The 21,116-nt window shown below is 60.7% G+C and carries 20 protein-coding genes and 1 tRNA gene; 16 read left to right on the plus strand and 5 right to left on the minus strand.

The window, feature by feature from the left end; translation table 11 throughout:
• Nucleotides 1-64 precede the first annotated feature (64 nt).
• The 5 genes from rbfA (at nt 65) to pnp (ending at nt 4,838) form a co-directional block, all read left to right on the plus strand.
• Entirely contained in the window at nt 65-469 is a 405-nt protein-coding gene (rbfA, locus tag AC2S2E_RS10320; protein WP_476102449.1) for a 30S ribosome-binding factor RbfA, read from the plus strand.
• A gap of 10 nt (nt 470-479) precedes the next feature.
• Nucleotides 480-1,064: a thymidine kinase gene (locus tag AC2S2E_RS10325; protein ID WP_476103059.1), complete on the plus strand. Its 585-nt coding sequence runs from the start codon at nt 480-482 to the stop codon at nt 1,062-1,064.
• Entirely contained in the window at nt 1,061-1,978 is a 918-nt protein-coding gene (gene truB, locus AC2S2E_RS10330; RefSeq protein ID WP_486522256.1) for a tRNA pseudouridine(55) synthase TruB, read from the plus strand. Before AC2S2E_RS10325 ends, truB begins: the two co-directional genes overlap by 4 nt.
• Before the next feature lie 5 nt (nt 1,979-1,983).
• On the plus strand, nt 1,984-2,253 hold the full coding sequence (rpsO, locus tag AC2S2E_RS10335; protein ID WP_168602441.1) for a 30S ribosomal protein S15: 270 nt from the start codon (nt 1,984-1,986) through the stop codon (nt 2,251-2,253).
• Between the two features lie 281 nt (nt 2,254-2,534).
• On the plus strand, nt 2,535-4,838 hold the full coding sequence (gene pnp, locus AC2S2E_RS10340) for a polyribonucleotide nucleotidyltransferase (protein ID WP_486522258.1): 2,304 nt from the start codon (nt 2,535-2,537) through the stop codon (nt 4,836-4,838).
• A gap of 112 nt (nt 4,839-4,950) precedes the next feature.
• Here pnp and AC2S2E_RS10345 read toward each other — a convergent pair whose 3' ends face one another.
• The 3 genes from AC2S2E_RS10345 to AC2S2E_RS10355 all read right to left on the minus strand — a co-directional run bounded on the left by AC2S2E_RS10345 (nt 4,951) and on the right by AC2S2E_RS10355 (nt 8,771).
• Nucleotides 4,951-6,135, minus strand: coding sequence for a GGDEF domain-containing protein (locus AC2S2E_RS10345; protein ID WP_486522259.1), 1,185 nt, complete (start codon nt 6,133-6,135; stop codon nt 4,951-4,953).
• A 72-nt stretch (nt 6,136-6,207) separates the two neighbouring features.
• Nucleotides 6,208-7,959, minus strand: coding sequence for a hypothetical protein (locus AC2S2E_RS10350; protein WP_486522260.1), 1,752 nt, complete (start codon nt 7,957-7,959; stop codon nt 6,208-6,210).
• Between the two features lie 107 nt (nt 7,960-8,066).
• Complete coding sequence (locus AC2S2E_RS10355; RefSeq protein WP_476102432.1) at nt 8,067-8,771, minus strand: GcrA family cell cycle regulator; 705 nt, start codon at nt 8,769-8,771, stop codon at nt 8,067-8,069.
• A 110-nt stretch (nt 8,772-8,881) separates the two neighbouring features.
• Between AC2S2E_RS10355 and AC2S2E_RS10360 the strand changes: the two genes are divergently transcribed.
• The gene (locus AC2S2E_RS10360) at nt 8,882-9,775 is read left to right on the plus strand and encodes an ABC transporter permease (protein WP_476102430.1); all 894 of its coding nucleotides are present in this window, start codon (nt 8,882-8,884) and stop codon (nt 9,773-9,775) included.
• A 72-nt stretch (nt 9,776-9,847) separates the two neighbouring features.
• Here the strand turns inward: AC2S2E_RS10360 and hspQ are convergent, their stop codons facing one another.
• The gene (gene hspQ / locus AC2S2E_RS10365; protein ID WP_476102428.1) at nt 9,848-10,228 is read right to left on the minus strand and encodes a heat shock protein HspQ; all 381 of its coding nucleotides are present in this window, start codon (nt 10,226-10,228) and stop codon (nt 9,848-9,850) included.
• Between the two features lie 154 nt (nt 10,229-10,382).
• Between hspQ and AC2S2E_RS10370 the strand changes: the two genes are divergently transcribed.
• A tRNA-Ser gene (locus AC2S2E_RS10370) sits at nt 10,383-10,472 on the plus strand.
• A 197-nt stretch (nt 10,473-10,669) separates the two neighbouring features.
• Here AC2S2E_RS10370 and AC2S2E_RS10375 read toward each other — a convergent pair.
• The gene (locus AC2S2E_RS10375; RefSeq protein ID WP_486522261.1) at nt 10,670-11,578 is read right to left on the minus strand and encodes a LysR family transcriptional regulator; all 909 of its coding nucleotides are present in this window, start codon (nt 11,576-11,578) and stop codon (nt 10,670-10,672) included.
• Between the two features lie 128 nt (nt 11,579-11,706).
• Here AC2S2E_RS10375 and mdlC point away from each other — a divergent pair, with 128 nt between their 5' ends.
• From mdlC to AC2S2E_RS10420, 9 genes are all read left to right on the plus strand, one after another.
• Nucleotides 11,707-13,272: a benzoylformate decarboxylase gene (gene mdlC / locus AC2S2E_RS10380; protein WP_486522262.1), complete on the plus strand. Its 1,566-nt coding sequence runs from the start codon at nt 11,707-11,709 to the stop codon at nt 13,270-13,272.
• A 20-nt stretch (nt 13,273-13,292) separates the two neighbouring features.
• Nucleotides 13,293-14,636, plus strand: a complete 1,344-nt coding sequence (locus AC2S2E_RS10385; protein ID WP_486522263.1) for an aromatic ring-hydroxylating oxygenase subunit alpha — start codon at nt 13,293-13,295, stop codon at nt 14,634-14,636.
• Nucleotides 14,633-15,127: an aromatic-ring-hydroxylating dioxygenase subunit beta gene (locus AC2S2E_RS10390; RefSeq protein ID WP_486522265.1), complete on the plus strand. Its 495-nt coding sequence runs from the start codon at nt 14,633-14,635 to the stop codon at nt 15,125-15,127. The genes AC2S2E_RS10385 and AC2S2E_RS10390 overlap by 4 nt, the downstream gene beginning before the upstream one ends.
• A gap of 10 nt (nt 15,128-15,137) precedes the next feature.
• Entirely contained in the window at nt 15,138-16,070 is a 933-nt protein-coding gene (locus AC2S2E_RS10395; protein WP_486522266.1) for a ketopantoate reductase family protein, read from the plus strand.
• Nucleotides 16,071-16,390: 320 nt separating this feature from the next.
• The gene (locus AC2S2E_RS10400; protein ID WP_486522267.1) at nt 16,391-17,470 is read left to right on the plus strand and encodes an amidohydrolase family protein; all 1,080 of its coding nucleotides are present in this window, start codon (nt 16,391-16,393) and stop codon (nt 17,468-17,470) included.
• A 57-nt stretch (nt 17,471-17,527) separates the two neighbouring features.
• Nucleotides 17,528-18,460, plus strand: a complete 933-nt coding sequence (locus AC2S2E_RS10405) for a LysR family transcriptional regulator (RefSeq protein WP_486522269.1) — start codon at nt 17,528-17,530, stop codon at nt 18,458-18,460.
• Between the two features lie 67 nt (nt 18,461-18,527).
• Nucleotides 18,528-19,460: a VOC family protein gene (locus tag AC2S2E_RS10410; protein WP_486522271.1), complete on the plus strand. Its 933-nt coding sequence runs from the start codon at nt 18,528-18,530 to the stop codon at nt 19,458-19,460.
• Nucleotides 19,438-20,517 carry a fumarylacetoacetate hydrolase family protein gene (locus AC2S2E_RS10415; RefSeq protein WP_486522272.1) on the plus strand — a complete coding sequence of 360 codons (1,080 nt, stop codon included), beginning with the start codon at nt 19,438-19,440 and terminating at the stop codon, nt 20,515-20,517. Before AC2S2E_RS10410 ends, AC2S2E_RS10415 begins: the two co-directional genes overlap by 23 nt.
• On the plus strand, nt 20,514-21,089 hold the full coding sequence (locus tag AC2S2E_RS10420; RefSeq protein ID WP_486522273.1) for a cytochrome b: 576 nt from the start codon (nt 20,514-20,516) through the stop codon (nt 21,087-21,089). Before AC2S2E_RS10415 ends, AC2S2E_RS10420 begins: the two co-directional genes overlap by 4 nt.
• The last annotated feature ends 27 nt before the right edge of the window (nt 21,090-21,116 follow it).

Genomic DNA, 21,116 nt, shown 5'->3' on the forward strand with positions numbered 1-21,116 from the left:
GGCCGGTTCGTTCCGGCGACAGAATATATGCCGGTGCAATCCGGCCAGAGAAATGACGGACATTATGGCACGCCACCAAACTTCCACTCCCGAAAACCGTTCGGTTCGCCTGCTCAAGGTTGGCGAACAGGTGCGGCATGTGATTTCCGATCTGTTGACGCGGCAGATGGTGCATGACGACGTGTTGACCGCCCATTCGGTCAGCGTGACCGAGGTTCGCATGAGCCCGGATCTGCGCCACGCGACGGTTTTTGTTAAGCCTCTGTTGGGCGTTCACGAGGATATCGTGCTTAAGGCGCTGCGCACGAATATCGCGTTTTTCCAAAAGGAAGTCGCGGGCAAGCTGAAGCTGAAATATGCGGCCAAGATCAAGTTTTTGCCCGACGAAAGCTTTGACGAGGCGACCCGCATCGACGCTTTGCTGTCCAGCCCGCTGGTGCGGCGCGATATCGAAGGTGGCGGCGAGTAAGCCTTACACGATGGCCAAGCTCTATTTTTACTATGCCAGCATGAATGCGGGCAAATCGACCACGCTGCTTCAGGCCGATTTCAATTATCGCGAGCGGGGCATGGCCACGATGCTGTGGACGGCGGCGTTGGACCATCGCGGGGGTGACAATGCGATTGAAAGCCGGATTGGCCTGCACGCCGATGCGCATCGCTTTGGCGCCCGGACGGACATTCATGGCGCGGTTATGGCGGCGCATGCCGAGTCGCCTTTGTCCTGCGTTCTGATCGATGAGGCGCAGTTCCTGTCCGCCGATCAGGTGTGGCAGGCGGCGCGGATCGCGGATGAGGGCGGGATTCCGGTCCTTTGCTATGGGTTGCGCACCGATTTTCAGGGTGAGTTGTTCCCCGGTTCGGCGGCCTTGCTGGGCATTGCCGATGCCTTGGTGGAGTTGAAGGCGGTGTGCCATTGCGGGCGCAAGGCGACGATGAACCTGCGCGTCGATGCGTCGGGCCGGGCGGTCATCGAAGGGGCGCAGACCGAGATCGGGGGTAATGACCGCTATGTCGCGCTTTGCCGCCGTCATTTCGCAACGGCGCGGGGGATGTTCGCATGAGCGTCCATGGCTGGATCATTCTGGACAAGCCGCTGGAACTGGGCAGCACGCAGGCGGTCAGCGCGGTCAAGCGCAACCTGCGCGCGGCGGGCTATAACATGAAGCTGAAGGGCGGGATCAAGGTGGGCCATGGTGGCACGCTCGACCCGCTGGCCAGCGGAATTTTGCCGATTGCGCTGGGCGAGGCGACGAAATTGACGGGGCGGATGCTGGATGCGTCCAAGACCTATGATTTCACGGTCAAGTTCGGCGAGGAGACGGAAACGCTCGATCTTGAGGGCAAGGTGGTGGCGACCAGCGATGTGCGCCCCATCGCGGCGGAAATCGCGGCGGTGTTGTCCCAGTTCACCGGGCCGATTGAGCAGGTGCCGCCCGCCTATTCGGCGCTGATGATCGACGGGGTGCGCGCCTATGACCGCGCGCGCCGGGGTGAGGCGGTGGATATGCCCACCCGCGCCGTCACGATCCACGCGCTGGACTTGATCGATGCGGGAGAGGATTGGGCCACCCTGCGCGCCCATGTGTCCAAGGGCACCTATATCCGTTCGCTTGCCCGCGACATTTCCTTGGCGCTGGGCACGCGCGGGTCTGTGACGATGTTGCGGCGGCTGTCGGCGGGGCCGTTTGCGCTGGAACACGCGATTTCGCTGGACTCCTTGAACGAAATCGGTCAGGGGGCGCCGCTTGAAACTAAACTTCTGCCGCTAGAGGCAGGGCTGGTCGACATCCCGGCTCTTTCCCTCACGCCCCAGCAGGCAGGAGCGGTCCGTCAGGGCCGCGTTCTTTTGGGGCAGCCCTATCCCGATGGGCTTTATCTGGCGCGGCTGGGCAATGTGCCTGTCGCGCTGATGATGCTTGAAGGGGGCTCGGCCAGAGTCGAGCGGGGGTTCAACCTTTCGGATGTCGCGGAGTAGAGATTATGACGATTACCGCTGAAAAGAAGCAGGAACTGATCGCTGACAACGCCCAGCACGCCGGCGACACCGGTTCGCCCGAAGTGCAGGTTGCGATCCTGACCACGCGCATTGTCAACCTCACCGAACACTTCAAGACCCACGCGAAGGACAACCACTCGCGTCGCGGTCTGCTTCAGCTGGTCAACAAGCGTCGCACGCTGCTGGCCTATCTGAAGAAGAAGGATGTGGCGCGTTACAACGCTCTCATCGCCAAGCTGGGCCTGCGCAAGTAAGCCAAGTTTGAGAAGCGCCCCCACGCGGGGCGCTTCGCTTATGTAGACAGGGCGGTTGCTGATGGATCAGCGCTGCCCTTTCTGCTATGCAGCGCCAGATTTGCACGACACGCCCCATCCGGGGCGGTTTGCATTTCAGGCGTATGATTGATTTTGGGGCTTTTTCCGCAATTCGGCGGGGGCCTTTGGGGCATGAACAAACAGCCCCGCACCGCACCGGGCGGCTATCCCGGCAGCAAATCCTGTGTGGCAATAGGGCCATGTGGGCTGAAGGATACAAGATGTTCGACGTTAAGACCGTATCGCTGGAGTGGGGCGGAAAGACCCTCACCCTCGAAACCGGCCGTATTGCCCGTCAGGCCGACGGCGCTGTTCTGGCCACTTATGGCGAAACCGTGGTGCTTTGCGCCGTGACCGCCGCCAAGTCGGTGAAGGAAGGCCAGGACTTTTTCCCGCTGACCGTTCACTATCAGGAAAAGTTTTCGGCTGCTGGCCGTATTCCCGGCGGCTTTTTTAAGCGCGAACGCGGCGCGACGGAAAAGGAAACGCTGGTTTCCCGCCTGATCGACCGTCCGGTCCGCCCGCTGTTCCCCGAAGGTTTCTATAACGAAATCAACGTCATTGCCCAAGTTCTGAGCTATGACGGCGAAACCGAACCCGATATCGTTGCGATGATCGCCGCTTCGGCTGCGCTGACCATCTCGGGCGTGCCTTTCATGGGCCCCATCGGCGCTGCACGCGTGGGCTTCAAGGATGGCGAATATCAGCTCAACCCCTCGATGGCGCAGGTGGCCGAAGGCCGTCTCGACCTCGTCGTGGCTGCCACCGGCAATGCCGTGATGATGGTCGAATCGGAAGCCAAGGAACTCTCGGAAGACGAGATGCTGGGCGCCGTGATGTTTGCGCATGACGAATGCCGCAAGGTGGTCAACGCCATCATCGATCTGGCCGAAAAGGCCGCCAAGGATCCTTGGGAAGTCGACCTGTCGGACAACACCGCCGACATGAAGGCCAAGCTCAAGAAGCTGGTGGGCAAAGATATCGCTGCTGCCTACAAGCTGACCGACAAGTCGGCTCGCTCGAACGCGCTCAATGAAGTGCGCGCCAAGGCCAAGGCCGCCTATGCCGACGAATCGCCCCAGACCCAGATGGTCGCCATCAAGGTGACCAAGAAGCTGGAAGCCGAAATCGTGCGCACCGCCATCCTCAAGGACGGCAAGCGTATCGACGGGCGCACCACCACGCAGATCCGCCCCATCGAATCGATGGTCGGCTTCCTGCCGCGCACCCATGGTTCGGCGCTGTTCACGCGTGGCGAAACGCAGTCGATCTGCACCACCACGCTGGGCACCAAGGACGCTGAACAGATGATCGACGGCCTTGACGGCCTGTCGTATCAGAACTTCATGCTGCACTATAACTTCCCCCCCTATTCGGTGGGTGAAGTGGGCCGCTTTGGCGCCCCCGGTCGCCGCGAAGTGGGCCATGGCAAGCTGGCATGGCGCGCTCTGCACCCCGTGCTGCCTTCGAAGGAAGACTTCCCCTACACGATCCGCGTTCTCTCGGACATCACCGAGTCGAACGGTTCGTCCTCGATGGCCACCGTCTGCGGCGGTTCGCTCTCGATGATGGACGCTGGCGTGCCGCTGGTGCGCCCGGTGTCGGGCATCGCCATGGGTCTGATCCTCGAAGGCGACGAATTCACCGTGCTGTCCGACATTCTGGGTGATGAAGATCACCTGGGCGACATGGACTTCAAGGTGGCCGGTACGTCTGAAGGCATTACCACGATGCAGATGGACATCAAGGTTGCCGGCATCACGCAGGAAATCATGGGCAAGGCTTTGGCTCAGGCCAAGGAAGGCCGCGCGCATATCCTGGGTGAAATGCTCAAGGCTCTGGGCGAAGCGCGCACCGAACTGTCGGCGCATGCTCCGCGCATCGAAACCATCAGCATCGACAAGTCGAAGATCCGTGACGTCATCGGCACGGGCGGCAAGGTGATCCGCGAAATCGTGGCCACCACCGGCGCCAAGGTCGACATTGATGATGAAGGCGTGATCAAGATCTCGTCGAGCGATCTGGGCCAGATCGAGGCCGCTAAGGCCTGGATTCTGGGCATTGTGGAAGAAGCCGAAGTCGGCAAGATCTACAAGGGCAAGGTCGTCAACATCGTCGATTTCGGCGCTTTCGTGAACTTCATGGGCGGCAAGGACGGTCTGGTCCACGTGTCGGAAATGAAGAATGAACGCGTTGAAAAGCCGACCGATGTGGTGAAGGAAGGCCAGGAAGTTTTCGTCAAGGTTCTGGAAATCGATCCGCGTGGCAAGGTTCGCCTGTCGATGCGCGTTGTCGATCAGGAAACCGGCGGCGAACTGGAAGACACCCGTCCGCCCCGCGAACCGCGCGAACCCCGCGCTGATCGTGGCGACCGTGGTGATCGTGGCGGCGACCGTCGTCCCCGCGGCGGCGACCGTGGTCCGCGTCGTGAAGGTGGCCGTGATGGTGGCCGTGGCCCCCGTCGTGACCGTGAAGAAGGCGGCAACCCCGACCACATGCCGGCTTTCCTGAAGTCGGAAGATTGATCTGATACATGGGGGAGGGCGCCCTGCGCTCTCCCTTTTCAGGCCAAAGAAAAGGCCCGCCTCTGTCGCAAGAGGCGGGCCTTCTTCTTGGTGGGGCGACCAAGAAGCCTGTTTAACTCTTTTGGTGGCGCTTTGTGCGTTCGTCTTCCGAAGGTTCGGCCACCATTACGCGGTTTCGCCCTTCGGCCTTGGCGCGGTACAGCGCCTTGTCGGCGGCGCGCAGGGCCGCGCGCGGGTCGGCAAAGGAAAAGACGTCGGCAATCCCGGCAGAGAAGGTGACCTTGCCAATGGGCATGTCGGTTGCCCGGTTGACCATCCGCCGTTCGGCCAGCGCAGAGCGCGCGTCATCGAGCAATTCCCACGCCTGATGCAACGAACGGCCGCGCAGCAGGACGACAAATTCCTCGCCGCCATGGCGGGCGACGTGACAGCGATCATCGGAAATGCGGGTCAGGGCCGTCGCCACATTGCGCAACACGCGGTCGCCTGCTTCATGGCCATGTTCGTCGTTGATCCGCTTGAAATGGTCGATGTCGCAAAAGGCCACGGCCAATTGGTCTCCGGCATCGCGGGCGCTGGCAAATTCGCTGCTGAAACGGTGTTCAAAGGCGCGGCGATTGGGCAGGCCTGTCAGGTGGTCCTCTTCGGCGCTGCGGCGCGCCTGTTCAAGGCTGCGACGCAGGGCGCGGGTTTCCAGCAACGAACGCGCCATATCCTGTTCAAGGCTGGCGGTGCGATCCAGCATGGTGCGCGCGATAGAGACCAGTTCATGCACCAATTCGCCCGTATCGATGGGTTTGTTGGCGGGCTTCATTTCGACCAGCCCGTCAACATGGGCCGACAGGGCATCGCCATATTCGCTGGCGGCGGTTTTGGCCGCGCTGCTGGTGCGATCAAAGGCTTCGATGTTTGATTCAAGCCGGTTCATCAGCCGGTTAAGGAATTCGCTCTGATCCCCGCCATTTTCGCGCAACAGTTGCTCGATCCATTCCAGCGTCAGAGGCTCGCGCGCCTGCATCCGTTGGTCGATGCTGCGGACCATGGAACCATCGCCGCCGATCAGGTAATTATGCGCCACGGTCAATGTCAGCGGGCTGATTTCCAGATCATGGGCCAGCAAAAAGTCGGCAATGTCAGTCAGTAGTTGCGTGCGCGCCAAACGGCGCGGATCACGCGTGACAACAGTTTCGGCGGCCTGTTCTTCTTCTGACGCGTCATCTTCCCGGCCGCTGCCCATCAGCCAGCCAATCAGGCCCTTTGCCGGGCGCCGTGCAAGGTTAGGATCGTGCGAAGTCATGGCCGGAGTTGTAACACCGGCCTATGGAAACCATATTGCCGGTTTGGACCGGATTTCTACGCAGATCGCGACTTAATGCTTGGCCTGTACGGGTTCGTCATGAAAAACCGTCGCGCCGGGGGGCAGTTTTGACCAATCGGCGGGGGTGACACAGCAATAGGCGCCGCTGCGATGGGCGATGCCTTGCAATATTGGGGGCAGGCGTTTGCAGCGCATCAGGATGCCATCGCTGTTATGCGAGGCCAGATAGGCCACGGGATCGGTAATCGACCCACGGAAATGGCGCGGCAGTACCGCCAGTTCATGATCGGGCATCACACTTTGCATATAGGCAAAATAGGTGATGTCATCGAGCAGCAGGTGTCGCGCATCACGCGGCATGGGCAGATTACATTGCCGTGCGGCCCCCATGATATTGGCATAGGACGCGTGATAACCGAAAACCGGCACCGACCAAGGGTGATAGGGCAGCCAGTCGCGGCGCCGGGCATCGTCAATAAGGCGCGGGCCATACAGGCCAGACACCAGCACAATGGACAGCAGCATCAACGGCCCGATAGCCAGCGCCAGCGTGCTGATCCAGCGGCGCAGAGCCTCCCATTTATGCGGGCTGGCCATGGCCAGAATGATCGCCAGCATCAGCAGCGGCAGGACGAAACTGGCTTCATAGACATTGCGGTCATATTGGCTGACACACCAGATCGACACCGCGCCAAGCAACATCAGCGAGATCACCGGTTCGGGCGGAATTACCCGTTCCCGCCACATGACCCGCACCCCGCCGATAAAGCTGATGATCGCGGCCAGCAGAGCGGTGGCCCAGATAATGGTCATTCCGCCTTGCCAGCCCTGCATTTCATCCTGACTGACGATATTGACGGGCAGCCATAACGATCTCGGAGCGACCGCTGGGGCTGCCCGATTCACATAGATGTTCAGCTTGTAATTCTGCAAAACCTTGAGGACCAGCTCGACCTTGCTGATCTTGCCCATATCCAATTGGCCGGCCAGATTGTTCCGCGCGTGCTGTTCGGCAATGATCGGGTCGGCCGGGCATTGCACGCGGTTGACCCAATATTGCCCCGCGCTGACCGTGGCACAGGCCAGCAGGATAATCGCCACGCCGCGCGCGAACAGGGCACGGCGGCCCCGGCTGGCAAAGATGATGCAGGCGGCAAAGGCGGGCACCACCAGCACGGCCTTGAAGTGATAGGACATGGCGATCAGCGCCAACGCCAGAATGGTCAGCGAGCGGCGCCATGCGGTGCCGGGGCTGGCGGTGGCGTTGGTGTAGGCGATGCCGTTAAAGGGCGCGAAAAGGTTGCCCGGCGATCGCCACCCCGCGCTGGCGATCAGGACCGCGGCGGTGGCGGCCAGAAAGATCGGCTGTTCCGGCCTGCTCCACACCAGCAACAGAGGCATGACGCCCAAGCCCATCAGCGCCGAGGCAATAATGGCCAGCGTGTGCCGTTCATCATAGCTGCGCCCGATCTGTTTGACGAGGCGCAGGACCATGACGATAAACACGATGGCATAGGCCACGCCCGAAACGCGCACGAACATCGGATCGGGAAAGCGCGTGTTGAAAAAGGCCGAATACCAACGCACCGGCCACATGAAAAAGGGTGGCACGGCCAGCGTGTTCGGCCCGCAATTGTCCGAATAAAGCTTGTCCAGCCCGTCGAGCCACGCCCGTTCCTGAAGCCTCCACCCGATTTCATCGGTATAGACCGGCAAGAGCATGCCCGCGACCAGAGCGATCAACAGCCCGCCCACGACGGCGCGGCGCAAATTGGGGAACAATCTGGTGTGGTCAAAGGTCATGGAAGAAGCGGGCGCCCCGAAAAGATCAAATTCTGTGTGGCCACATGCAACAAGGCGCGCAAGCGGCGGATCATGCCACTTGCGCGCCTGTGTTTGTCAGCAAACGTTTAACGCACGCGCGGATTGCCAAACGGCAGCGGCGGCGGAGGGCGGCGATGGCCACGCGGCAATTGTGCCTGATAGGCGCGACCGCAATGTTCGACGCAATAGGGGAAGCCGGGGTTCACCTTTTCACCGCAGAAGTGGAAATCCGGTTCGCCCGGATGCCCCATCGGCCAGCGGCAGATGCGATCGTTGAGATCGAGCAGGCTGGTCTTGTCGGCGATGTCCGCGCTGGGCTTTGCCGGCACAAGGCGGCGCGGCGGCGCGGGGGGAATGGGGGCCTGCTGTTCGCCCGGACCCTGACGCAGAAAGCCGCCGGGGCCGACCGAGACGATGCGCGGAGCGGGCGGAGCCGCCGGAGCATCACCCGAAGGCGCAGCAGGCGCGGCTGCAACCGGGGCGGGAGGCGCGGCCACAGGGGCAGCCGGGGCCGGACGCGGCGCAGGCGCGGGTGCCGACACGCGGGGCGCTGGCGGTTCAACCGGCGCGGGACGCGGCGTTGGCGCGGTTTGCACCGGGGCGGGCGTGGCCTCTTCGTGGCGATCATTCGACTTGACCGGGCTGGGGCGAGCCTTGAGCCCAAGACGGTGCGCCTTGCCGATGACGGCATTGCGGGACACGCCGCCCAGTTCTTCCGCGATCTGGCTGGCGGTGGAGCCGCCTTCCCACATGCGGGTCAGTTTGTCGATGCGTTCTTCGGTCCAGCTCATGCGTGCCTTGCTGCCTTTTGTCCTGATTCTTTCGCGCACCCCAATGTGGGGAGTGTGAAAGCGCGGTGCAAGTCTTGCCAGCCCGCGCGCTACCCGATAGTCGGGCAAGCATGGTCGATCAACCCCGCAATGCCGCCCAGACCGCCGCAATCGCCCATGATTCGTCGGTTCGTCCCCCTTTAAGGCAGTTTCCTGTTCAGGGAGAGCCTCTGATCCATGGCATCAACCGCCTGGGCTTGTGGACTCTCTATATGAAAGAGGTGCGCCGTTTCATCAAGGTCCAGACCCAGACTATCTGGGCGCCGGCGGTCACGACTTTGTTGTTTCTGGTGATATTCACGGTGGCGATGGGGCGTGGGGGGCGCATTGTGCTGGGCGTGAACTTTGCCACCTTTGTCGCGCCGGGCCTGATCATGATGGGTATGATGAACAATGCGTTCCAGAATGCCTCGTTCAGCTTTCTTGCGGGCAAAATTCAGGGGACGATCGTCGATTTCCTGACGCCGCCGCTTTCGACCGGCGAATTGATGGCCGGGATGATCGGCGGGGCGATGACGCGCGGCATTCTGGTCGGGTTGGCGCTGGCCGGGGCGATGCTGCTGTGGCCGGGTGTGACGTTGAGCGTGGCGCATCCGTGGGCGGTGGCGTGGTTCGGGTTGATGGGGACGATGCTTTTGTCGCTGATCGGGCTGTTGTCATCGGTTTGGGCGGAAAAGTTTGACCACAATGCGGCCGTCACCAATTTCGTGGTGCAACCCTTGGCGCTGTTGTCGGGGACGTTTTATGTGATCGACAACCTCTCGCCCGCGTTTCAGTCGGTCAGCCGGGTCAATCCGTTCTTCTATGTGATTTCCGGCTTCCGCTTCGGCTTTCTGGGGCAGAGTGACATTGGGGCGACCAATCAGGCGGTGCTGCATGGCGCATTGGGTCTGGCGGCATTGAACGTGGCTCTGGGCGTGCTGTGCTATATGGTGCTCAAGTCGGGGTGGAAGCTGAAGGGATAATCCTTCGCCAGCGCCGAATAGAAAAAACCCGCCGGGATGAACTCTCGGCGGGTTTTTTATTGGTGATCGGGCTTAGTGGCTCAGGCCCGCCCTTAACCGATAGCGGGCGCCGTCAAACGGTTCGAACACCTGCGGCAGGGCGGGGTGTTCCACCGGATCGCCTTCTGTATCGCGCACAAGGTTCTGCTGGCTGACATAGGCGATATAGCTGTCCTCCTCGCTCTCGGCAAAGAGGTGGTAGAAAGGCTGGTCGCGGTCGGGTCGGACGTCCTGTGGAATGGATTCGTACCATTCCTCGCTGTTGGCAAACACCGGATCGATGTCGAAGATCACCCCGCGAAAATCGAAATCGCGGTGGCGTACAACATCGCCAATGGCAAAGCGGGCGCGTGCGGCACGAGGTACGTCGATCCGACGTCCGGCCTGGGGAGAGAAGAAACTCGTCCTGTCCATGATTGGAAATATAGGCGTGTTGCAGCGCAAAACAAGCGGCCCATCAGAAAATCCACAGGGATGTGAAATTAGGGCTTGGCAAGGTGTGATTCGTTGGCTAGAGGGCGGCTCCCGACCGGGACGAAGCCCTTGCGGTTTCATCCAAAACCTCTGCGGAGAGGTGGCAGAGTGGTCGAATGCACCGCACTCGAAATGCGGCATACTCGTGAGGGTATCCAGGGTTCGAATCCCTGCCTCTCCGCCACTTACCCCCTCCAGAGGGGGCGCAGTTGACACTAAGCTGCGATAAGCCGGGCAACCCGGCCTGATCTTCCATAGCTATCCTGCCAAATTGGTTTTTAGGCGATCCGGCGTGCTGTTGCGCCCAAGTGCATGACGCCGCGGCAACCATTGCCCCAATAGTGCCGCCGAGGATTGCGCAATCGCGGGGCTGTCATACATTCAGGCGGACAAAGAATCCGCAAGATCGAATTGCGATAAAAGCAATTCCGCGGGCCGCGAAAGATAGCCATTGGTGCGTCGATAAATCGCGAAACGTCGAGGGTAGGTCAATTCGGGGATGGCAAGCGCGACAAGGGATCGGTCGGCGATCTGATCACGAATGACGGGCATGGGCAGCCAGCCGATCAGATCGTTGCTCTGAAGCAGGGCGATCTGGGCGACGATGGAATTGGTTTCGATGGCGATGACAGGCAGTTGTGCGCCAGCTTTGGCAACCAGATCGTCGAAATAGCGGCGCGGCGTCCGCCCCTTGTTCAGCAGAATCCAGCGTTGGCGAAGAACATCGCTGAGGCGGGGGGCTGTTGGCAATAATCGGGCGGTGCGCGCGCCACAGCAGACCGAAAACTGATCGCCATGCCCGCATTGGCCAAGGGACTTGATGCCTTCATGGACCAGTCCGGTGCTGCCGATCATCAAATCGATTTTTCTTTCGGCAAGAGCCTCGATCAACTCGCCATCGGCTGCTTCGAATAATTCGATCGAAACTTGGGGCGCTTCAGCCATCAAGGCTTTGATGGCGTCGGCCACCAGCGCATAAATCGCCGTGGCAATCGCGCCGATCCTAACCCGTCCGCCGCGCATTCCGTCAAGTTCGGCAAGGGCTTCGCGCGCCTGCTTCATGTCGAACACCAATTGCCTTGCATAGCGCAGCATGATCTCGCCGGCGACCGTGGGGGGCATGCCTTTGCTGTGCCGTTCGAACAGTGCGCGCCCAAGGCGCATTTCCATCTCATGGATCATGCGGCTCAAGGCCGGCTGGCTCAGGTTTACCTGATCCGCGGCGCGGCCCAGGCTGCCCGTGTCGGCGATGGCGATGATGGCGCGCAGTCGATGTTCGTCAAATGTCATGCAGAATTGGTATGTCTTTGGCCAAATAATGCAATGGCCGTTATGACATGAGCGCGCTAGTTTCGAAGCATAAAACAAAGGCGCGCCGGTTCGGGCCGCGCTGCATATTGCGGAGAGAATGGCCGACCATGACCACGGTCAGACAGATCACTATCGATGTGTTGCGAAAGCTGCGCATGACCCATGTTTTTGGCAATCCCGGTTCGACCGAACTACCGATGTTCCGCGATTTTCCGGCGGATTTCCGCTATGTGCTGGGGCTTCAGGAATCGGTCGCGCTGGCCATGGCCGACGGTTTTGCGCAGGCCACGCGCAACGCGGCGTTGGTCAACCTGCACAGTTCGGCGGGCACGGGCCATGCGCTTGGCAATCTGTTTACCGCATATAAAAACCAGACGCCGCTGGTGGTGACGGCGGGCCAGCAGGCGCGCTCGATCCTGCCGTTCGAACCGTTTCTGTTTGCAGAGCGGGTCTGCGAATTCCCGCGCCCCTTTGTCAAATGGGCGTGTGAACCGGCGCGGGCGGCGGACGTACCGCGCACGATTCTGCGCGGCTATCGCATCGCCATGACGCCGCCCTATGGCCCGGTGTTCATTTCGGTGCCGGTGGATGATTGGGATCAACCTTGCGATCGGCTGGACTTCGGTTCCTTTGCGGCCAGCAATCCGGGTGATCAGAGCGAAATGGCCGAATTGGCGCAAAGGTTGAGCGAGGCGCGCGCGCCCGCGCTGGTGCTTGGGGCAGGGTGCGCACGCCAGCAGGCGTGGGATGCGGTGGTCCAATTGGCGCAGGCGCAAGGGATGGCGGTCTATGTAGCGCCCTTTGCCAGCCGTAATGTGTTTCCCGAAGATCATCGCCTGTTTCAGGGTTTCCTGCCCGCGTCGCGCGAAAGGATCGTGGAAACACTGGCGCGGCACGATCTGGTGATTGCCGTGGGCGGCCCGCTCAATCTCTATCATACCGAGGGCCATGGGCCTCATCTGCCCAAAGATACCAAGGTGTGGTTGATCACCGATGATCCGGGCCTCTTGTCCTTTGCGCAGGGGGACAGGGCTGTTCTGGCCGATCCGCGCCATGCGGTTGAAACCTTGGCGCGGCTTGCCCCTCCGCCATCCGCGAGGGTCGAGGTGGAGCCGCGTGATACGCGCCGTGCGCCCGATGCCCTCAACAGCGGGTTTGGCGAAGACCATATGATGGAGGCCATCGCAAGGCTGCGTCCCAAAGGCTCGGTCATTGTTGAGGAGGCCCCTTCCAGCCGCCCAGCCATGCAGCGCGGTTTGCCGATGCTCGATCCCGACAGCTTTTATACGACGGCCGGTGGCGGGCTTGGGTTTGGATTGCCGGCGGCGGTCGGCATCGCGCTTGCCCGGCGGCAGGATAAGGTTATCGCGCTGCTGGGCGACGGTTCGGCGATGTATGCGATTCAGGGCCTGTTTTCCGCCGCAAAACTGGGTGTCGCGGTCAGCTTCCTGATCGTCAACAATCGCTCCTATGCCGCGCTGCGCCAGTTTGGCGGGCATTTCGGGCTGGAAAAGGTCGAAGGCTCGGATCTCGATGGGCTGGACTTTTGCGCCATCGCACAGGGCCATGGGGTTGAGGCCCGGCGCGCGACAACACCCGAAGAGCTTGAAGCTGCGCTGCAATGGTCGTTTGACGCGCCAAAGCCGACGCTGGTCGAAATGGTTTTGGCATGATGCGCGGGGAGGGTTTGGATATGCATCAATTCACACTTGGCGCCTTGATCGACGATCGGCCCGAAGACGGCGTATTCCGGGTCAATCGTGCGTTGTTTCGGGATGCGGCACTCTTCGATCTGGAAATGAAGCATATCTTCGAAGGCGGCTGGGTGTTTGTCGGCATGGCCACCCAGGCCGAGCAGCCGCATGACTATTTCACCGCTGCCATCGGGCGGGTGCCGATCCTGGTCAGCCGGGATGGCGAGGGGCAATTGCATTGTTTCATCAACGCCTGCCCGCACAAGGGCGTACGCCTTGTGCAGCGCCAGTGCGGACAGGCGCGGCGGCATGTCTGCCCCTATCACAGCTGGACCTTTGACAGCGCCGGGGCCAATCGCGGCATCAAATGGGAAAAGCGCGGCTGCTATGGCGAAGGTTTCGCGCGTGAGGATCACAATCTGGCCCGTGTGGCGCGTTTTGGCGAATATCGCGGCTTTCTGTTCGCCAGCCTGAATGCCGATGTCCCTTCGTTGGATGAGCATCTGGGCGAGGCGCGCAAGCTGATTGATCTGGTGGTAGATAAGAGCCCCGAAGGCGTTGAACTGGTGCCGGGGCGCGTGCGTTTCACCTATGCGGCCAATTGGAAGATGCAGCTTGAGAATTGCTCGGATCAGTATCACTTCACATCAACCCACCCCAGCTATATCCGCATTCTGAACGAGCGCGCCCAAGAGGAAACCGCGCAAGTGGTGACAGCCAGCCTTAGCAATGCCGACTTCTGGAAAGAGGATGCCAGCGGGATCACCGGCGGCACCTATTGCTTTGACCATGGCCTTGTTCTCAACTGGGGGTTGATGGGGGTGACGGCTGCGCTGCCTGAATTCGAGCGGGCGGATGCTTTGGCCGAGGAACTGGGCGTGGCCCGGCGCAACTGGATATTCAACATGCGCAACCTGACGCTTTTCCCCAATATGCAGATCGCCGAAAACGCATCGAGCCAGTTGCGCATGATCCGGCCGATTGCGCCCAACCTGACCGAAATGCAGACATGGTGCATCGCCCCGCGCGGCGAGAGCGCCAAGGCACGGCAATTGCGTATCCGTCAGTATGAGGACTTCTTCAACCCCACCGGCATGGCGACGCCTGATGACACGGTGTGTTACGAGGAAGCCCAGACCGGCATGGCCGAGCAGGCAAGTGAGTGGCTGCAAGGCCATTCGCGCGGGCTGGGCGCATCGGTGGCGGGCGGCAATGATTTTTCCGACGCTTTGGGCATGAACCCGGCCTCCAGCGTGCTGGCCGATGCGCAATTGTGCGACGAGAGCTTGTTCCGCAATTACTATCGCGCTTGGGCGCAGCGCATGGCGCCGGTGCTGTCATGAGCGGCGAATCCACCCAATTCGCAGAGCTTCTGACCCGTGAGGCGCTGTTGCTTGATCGCGGCGCTTATCAGGAATGGCTTGATCTCTACACGCCCGACTGCGTGTTCTGGATGCCGGCATGGCGCGACGATGGCACGCAAACCCAAGACCCGGATAGGGAACTGTCCCTGATCTATTATCGCGGGCGCCGCAATCTGGAGGACCGGGTCAAGCGCATACAATCCGGCCTTTCGGTCGCCTCCTCGGTCATGCCGCGCGTGTCGCATATGATCGGTAATGTGCTGCTCGAGGCGTCGGATGGCCAGCGGGCGCGTATTGCTTCGGTTTTCACGGTCCATGTCCATGATGTGCGCACGTCGCGGGCCCATGTGTTCTTCGGGCGCTATGAACACGAATTGGTGTTTGTGGAGGGCCGCTGGATGATCGCGGGCAAGGTCATTCGCCTGATGAATGACGTCATTCCCACCTTACTCGATATTTACAGCATCTGACGGAGCCGTGATGACCCAATTTCCCCAAACTGTCGCAATCATTGGCGCGGGCGCGATGGGCTGTCTGTTCGCCGCGCGCATGGCCGAGGCGGGGGCGCGGGTGACGCTGATCGATGTTGATACCGCGCGGCTTGATGGGATTGCCCGCGATGGTATTCGCCTGACCGATGACCGTGGAACCCGCGATGTTGCTGTTGGCGCTGCGCTGGCAAAGGACGTCATACAGGCGCCGGATCTCGCGCTGTTGTTCACCAAGAGCAACCACAGCGCGGCGGCCATTGCTTCGCTCGCGCATTGGCAAGGGCAAAGTCCGTTGCTGATGACCTTGCAAAACGGGATCGGCAATGCGGAACGTCTGGCCGAAGTTTTCGGGGCGGACCATGTGTTGCAGGGAACCGCGCATGTTCCGGCCGATTTCCTGCCGCCCAACGGTGTGGTGACACATGGGTTTGGACATATCCACTTTGGCGGCCTGACGGCGCAGGCCCATGCGGCGGCGTCCGGCATTCGCGACTTGCTGGAACGGGCCGGATTTGAGGCGGTTCTGGCGCATGATGTCGAGCGGGTTGTCTGGGAAAAAGTCGCTTTCAATGCCGCGCTCAATGCCACATCAATGATTTGCGAGGCCACCAACGGTCAGATCGACAACCCTTCTGGTCGGCGGATCGCCGGGGCGGTGGTGCATGAGACGGTCGCTGTTGCAAAGGCGCGGGGCCTGATACTGGATGCCGATGTCATAATGGCTACGGTCAGCGCCGCGCTGGTCGACCATCGCCACCACAAGCCCTCGATGCTTCAGGACCGCGAACATGGCCGCGCGACCGAGATAGAGGCGATCAATGGCGCGATCCTGCGTGAGGGCGAAAGGTTGGGCGTGCCAACCCCGGTTTGCGCGACCTTGGCCGATCTTGTGCGGCTGATCGAACAAAAGAGCGCTGTTTAGAGCGTTTTCCGATCATTCGGGATCGAAAAACGCGACTAGCCCGCGCGGCGCTTGAGCGTCGCTTTTCCGTTCGCGTCAGCTTGAACGGAAATCGCTCTAGGGTGTGAACTGTTCCTGTTTTCCCGGCGGCTGGGATGTGTGAGAGGGAGCTTTTGTCATGAGCAAGACCCATAAGCGGCATTGATGGGTGTCGATGGTTTAAACGATACTGCAATGACATCTTGCTCTGCTAGTATGCGGCAAAGCGATAAGCATAAGCCAAGCCCCCAAATTTCGCCGCGTTCAGGCAAGGGGGGCTTAATTTTGCCGGGACGGGATGGATGGCGCAAGATTGCCTTACAAATTGCGGGCATAGCAGACTTGGCAGAGCGGTCATCAAACGCCGTGAGGAGTTGGTTGTTGACCTGCACTGCCACCTTAATGTGGCCGCCGCCGAACAATATGTTCGCAAGGAGGTTCCCGATGCCCCGGATCCACTGACATTTGTGTCTGCGGCATCGCGGGCAACCAACGCCAAATTGTTTGCCGAAATCGGCGCAAAATTGAACGGCATCAACGAACGCTTGCTGGACATGGACCGTTTAGGGGTCGATGTGCAGGCCATCAGCCCATCGCCGGGGCAATATTACTATTTCGCCCCCCCGGAAGTAGGGCGTCAGGCCGCGCAATTGGTCAATGACCGGATGGCGCAGGCCGTGGCCGAGCAGCCCGATCGGCTGGTGGGCATGGGGACCGTGCCCCTGCAAAACACCGATATGGCGATTGCCGAAATGCGACGCTGTGTTTCGGACCTTGGGCTTCGTGGTGTAGAGATCGGTTCGAATGTCGCCGGTCGCGAACTGGCCGGTAACGATCTGCGCCCCTTCTTTGCAGCGGCAGAGGAACTGGGCGTATTGGTGTTTCTGCATCCGCTTGGCTTCACGCATGGCGAGCGGTTGAAAGAATATTACCTCGACAACATTATCGGCAACCCGCTGGAATCCAGCATTGCGCTCAGCCACCTGATCTTTGCGGGCATATTGGACGCCTATCCGCGCCTCAAGCTGTGCGTGGCGCATGGCGGGGGTTTCTTGTCGGGCTATTGGGGGCGTATGGATCATGCATGGCGCGTGCGCCCGGAATGCCAAATCCATGCACGTCGCCCACCGTCAGACTATCTGCGCCAGATCTGGCTCGACACGCTGGTGTTCGACCGCAAACAACTCGACGCCTTGATCGATAGCCATGGGGCTGATCGGCTGTGCATGGGAACCGATTATCCCTTCGACATGGCAGAACCCGATCCGGTGGGGTTCCACAGCCACCTTGCCCCTGATGTGCGGGCCAAAATCCTTGGCCTGAACGCGGCCGAACTGTTGGGGCTGGAAGTGCGCAGTCTGACCGATCAAAGCGAAACATAGCGCGGCCGGGCGCAAGCCGTTGACGGGACATGCGCATGACTTGTGTTAAAAAGCCGAATGCGATTCGATAAACTTGACCTCAACCTGCTCGTCGCGCTCGACGCGTTGATCAGCGAGCAGAGCGTGACCGAGGCTTCACGGCGCCTCTACCTCAGCCAACCGGCCGTGACATCGGCGCTGAACCGCCTGCGGCAGTATTTTGGGGATGACCTGCTGGTGCTGGAAGGGCGCCAGATGCGTCTTACCTATAAGGCGGAAGAATTGGCTGCGCCCGTGCGGCAGGCTCTGGAGCTGATCCGAAGCGAAATCACGCAGCCCGGTCAATTCGATCCAAAGGAATCGTCACGTAAATTCGTGATCATCGCCTCGGATTACATTCACACGATCCTGCTTGCCGAGGTGATTGCCACTATCGCGCGTGAAGCGCCCAAAGTGATGATCGAAATCATCCGGCCCAGCACCGATGCCACCGAGCGGTTCGAGCGAGCCGAGGCTGATTTGATGCTGACCGTTGAGCCTTTCTCGCTGGCCCAGCATCCCAGCGTTCCGCTCTTTCAGGACGAACACGTGCTGATCTCATGGGTGGGATCGGGCCATGGCGATGTCATTTCATCCGAACAATTCCTGGCCGCAGGCCATGTCGCGGCGTCCTTTGGGCGCGACAGGCGGCCCGCGCTATCCGAACTCTCGCTTGAAAAATTCCGCGAACAGCGCCGGATCGAACTGGTCGTGCCCAGTTTTTCCGCGCTGGCCCAATCCGTGGTGGGGACCGAGCGGCTGGCCACCATGCATAGTAAACTGGCCCAGCATTTTCTGCCCTTCTACCCGATCCGCATGCACACATTGCCTGTGCCCATTCCACCCATCCAGCAGGTCGTGCATTGGCATAGGCTTAGAAACCGGGACGCCGGGATGCAGTGGTTGAAAGACCTGATCGTCGCACGCAGCGCGGCCAAATTCGGCCAACCCATAAATAGCGCAGATAGATAGGGCGCAGCCTTTCGATTAGACGGATGAGAGCGCCGCTGCCATTGTTTCTTCCATCGGGAGAACAGATATGGCGATCAAAGGCCTCCATCACATTCATCTTGCTGTTCAGGATTTACCGGGCGGCGTTGCTTTTGCACAGGATTTCGGACTTCATATTGCCGATGTCCTGGGCGCTCGCACTTACCTGCGCGGTCTTGGACGTCATCCCTACCTTGTCGTGCTGGAACAAGCGGCCCAATCGGATTTCCGCGGTCTTTCGTTTGAAGCCGACAGCCGGGCCGATCTCGACAGAGCCATTGCCCGGCATGGCGCGGGCGCGATCCGCGAACTGGACGGCCCGGGGGGCGGCATTGCGGTGGATCTGCGCGATCCCAACGGCTTTGCCATTTCGCTCGTCCATGGTGTGGCCGATCGCACGCCTGATCCGTTGCCTCCGTCGCTTTTGCTCAATCAAGGGTATGAAAAGCCGCGCATCGGCAACGCTCAGGAAAAGTCGCCGCTGGGGCCGCCGCCGGTCATCCGTCTGGGCCATGTGGGCATCTATGTTCAGGACTGGAAAGCCGCCGACGCATGGTATCGCGACGTTCTTGGCCTGATCCCCAGCGATCTGATCCACGTGGGCGACGAGAACGTCAAGGTCGGCGGCTTCTATCGCCTTGATCGCGGCGATGAATTTGTCGACCACCATGTCGTTGGCATGTTCGGCCTGCCCGGCAAGCAAGGGCTGCACCACCTGTCATTGGAAGTGCCCAATTCCGAGGCGCAATTCATGGCGCACCGTTGGTTGGCCCAGCGCCAGCGCAACGAGGTCTGGGGCGTAGGCCGCCACCCGTTGGGCAGCCATGTCTTCGACGTTTGGAAAGACCCCAACGGCTTTCGTTACGAAACCTTCTCCGACACCGATTTGCTGAATGCCTCAGCGCCTGCGGGCCTGCACGCCATTCAGCAGATGGAAATGGACCTATGGAGTGACCGCGATGTCCAAATCTACTTTGCATGACCTCAAGCCGAAGCCGGCGCCCCAGCCCGAAGGCATCCATGAAGCCACAGGCCTGATCAAGGGCAGTTTTGGCATCGGTACTTACCGCGCCCATGGCAAAGTGTTCCCCGGTCTGGTTCAGGCCGACGGCGGGGTCCACGACCTTTCCTTGCACTATGCCGACACGCTGGCGCTGTTCGAGGATTGGGACCGCGCGCTCGATCTGCTGGCCGATATTGCGGCCAAGGATGCCGGGACCGACCTGCGCTTTGCCGATGTCGAATGCCTGCCCCCGGTCTCGCGCCCCAACATGCTGTGCGCCGGGTCCAACTATCGCCAACATGTCGCCGAGATGATGACCTATAACAAGTTCAATCAGGACAAGCGCTTGCCCGGCGAAAGCGATGAAAGCTTCTTCCTGCGCAATCTGGAGGAAGTCGATCGCCGCGCCCGCGAAGGCATGCCCTTCTTCTGGACCGGGCTGCACAGTTCGCTGTGCGGCGCGAATGACGAGATCCCGCTGCCGCTGGTGGGCGAACACCCCGATTGGGAACTGGAATTTGCCGCCGTTGTCGCCCGCACCGGCCGTTATATCCGCCCCGATGATGCGGGCGATCTGATCGCGGGCTATGTGATGGTCAACGATCTGGGCACCGTGGACGAATTCCGCCGCGCCGACGTGCGCTGGGGCCATGATTGGGTCAGCAAGCACCAGCCCAACTTCAAACCCGCCGGGCCCTTCATCGTGCCCAAGCAGTTCGTGGACCGCTCCAAGGTCCAGATCCGCATGAAGCTGAATGGCCAAATCATGCAGGATTGGCCGATCAGCGACATGATCTTCGAGCCTGAACAGATCTTGTCTTATGCATCGGAACGTATCCGCCTGATGCCGGGCGATTTCCTGCTGACCGGCTCGCCTCCGGGCAATGGCGCGATGCACAACAACCGCTGGATGCGTCCGGGCGATGTGCTGGAAAGCGAGATTACCTATCTGGGCCGTCAGACCAACAAAGTGGTGGCCGAAGAAACGCAGGGCAAGCCGACCTATGGCCCCTTCATCACGGAATGGACGACGTGACCGGCGCCATCCTGCCAGAAGCTGAGCCGACTTTGTCGGCTCAGCAATATACAAAAACCGCCGCGCTGCTGCATTGGATCATCGCGGCGCTGATATTGGCCAATCTGGTCCTGGGTTTCATGTGTGGCTGGCTGGAATTGGCGTTTGAAGACACAATCATGAACCTGCACAAGGTTATCGGACTGCTGGTTCTGGCGTTAAGCTTTCTCCGGCTGGCATGGCGACTGAGCCATCGCCCGCCCGAACCGGTCAATACCGCGGCGTTGCAGCGCAGGGCCGCCGGGGCGGTCCACTTTGCGCTCTATGCCTTGATGTTGGTCCTGCCGTTTTCGGGATGGTTGGTGACATCCAGCTTTCCCAAGCGGCATCCCATCAGCGTCGGCCTTTTCGACCTGCCGTTCCTGCCCGTCGGCCCCAGCCTTGCGCGCGCCATGTTTGCCCATGGTGTTCACGAGGCGCTCTCGTTGGTCATGCTGGGCTTGGTGATGGGCCACATTATGGCGGCGCTCTATCACCAATTGGTTCTGCGCGACGGGCTGATTGCCCGCATGCGCTTGGGGAACGATGGCTGAGTGCATCCACCTATCCACGCCATCTAT

The sequence above is a fragment of the Novosphingobium sp. 550D genome (assembly GCF_057401885.1).

Excerpts from the sequence above, each read along its gene's own strand:
- rbfA (WP_476102449.1), top strand. The coding sequence starts at position 65 with ATGGCACGCCACCAAACTTCCACTCCCGAAAACCGTTCGGTTCGCCTG.
- AC2S2E_RS10325 (WP_476103059.1), top strand. The coding sequence starts at position 480 with ATGGCCAAGCTCTATTTTTACTATGCCAGCATGAATGCGGGCAAATCG.
- truB (WP_486522256.1), top strand. The coding sequence starts at position 1,061 with ATGAGCGTCCATGGCTGGATCATTCTGGACAAGCCGCTGGAACTGGGC.
- rpsO (WP_168602441.1), top strand. The coding sequence starts at position 1,984 with ATGACGATTACCGCTGAAAAGAAGCAGGAACTGATCGCTGACAACGCC.
- pnp (WP_486522258.1), top strand. The coding sequence starts at position 2,535 with ATGTTCGACGTTAAGACCGTATCGCTGGAGTGGGGCGGAAAGACCCTC.
- AC2S2E_RS10345 (WP_486522259.1), bottom strand. The coding sequence starts at position 6,135 with ATGACTTCGCACGATCCTAACCTTGCACGGCGCCCGGCAAAGGGCCTG.
- AC2S2E_RS10350 (WP_486522260.1), bottom strand. The coding sequence starts at position 7,959 with ATGACCTTTGACCACACCAGATTGTTCCCCAATTTGCGCCGCGCCGTC.
- AC2S2E_RS10355 (WP_476102432.1), bottom strand. The coding sequence starts at position 8,771 with ATGAGCTGGACCGAAGAACGCATCGACAAACTGACCCGCATGTGGGAA.
- AC2S2E_RS10360 (WP_476102430.1), top strand. The coding sequence starts at position 8,882 with ATGGTCGATCAACCCCGCAATGCCGCCCAGACCGCCGCAATCGCCCAT.
- hspQ (WP_476102428.1), bottom strand. The coding sequence starts at position 10,228 with ATGGACAGGACGAGTTTCTTCTCTCCCCAGGCCGGACGTCGGATCGAC.
- AC2S2E_RS10375 (WP_486522261.1), bottom strand. The coding sequence starts at position 11,578 with ATGACATTTGACGAACATCGACTGCGCGCCATCATCGCCATCGCCGAC.
- mdlC (WP_486522262.1), top strand. The coding sequence starts at position 11,707 with ATGACCACGGTCAGACAGATCACTATCGATGTGTTGCGAAAGCTGCGC.
- AC2S2E_RS10385 (WP_486522263.1), top strand. The coding sequence starts at position 13,293 with ATGCATCAATTCACACTTGGCGCCTTGATCGACGATCGGCCCGAAGAC.
- AC2S2E_RS10390 (WP_486522265.1), top strand. The coding sequence starts at position 14,633 with ATGAGCGGCGAATCCACCCAATTCGCAGAGCTTCTGACCCGTGAGGCG.
- AC2S2E_RS10395 (WP_486522266.1), top strand. The coding sequence starts at position 15,138 with ATGACCCAATTTCCCCAAACTGTCGCAATCATTGGCGCGGGCGCGATG.
- AC2S2E_RS10400 (WP_486522267.1), top strand. The coding sequence starts at position 16,391 with ATGGCGCAAGATTGCCTTACAAATTGCGGGCATAGCAGACTTGGCAGA.
- AC2S2E_RS10405 (WP_486522269.1), top strand. The coding sequence starts at position 17,528 with ATGCGATTCGATAAACTTGACCTCAACCTGCTCGTCGCGCTCGACGCG.
- AC2S2E_RS10410 (WP_486522271.1), top strand. The coding sequence starts at position 18,528 with ATGGCGATCAAAGGCCTCCATCACATTCATCTTGCTGTTCAGGATTTA.
- AC2S2E_RS10415 (WP_486522272.1), top strand. The coding sequence starts at position 19,438 with ATGTCCAAATCTACTTTGCATGACCTCAAGCCGAAGCCGGCGCCCCAG.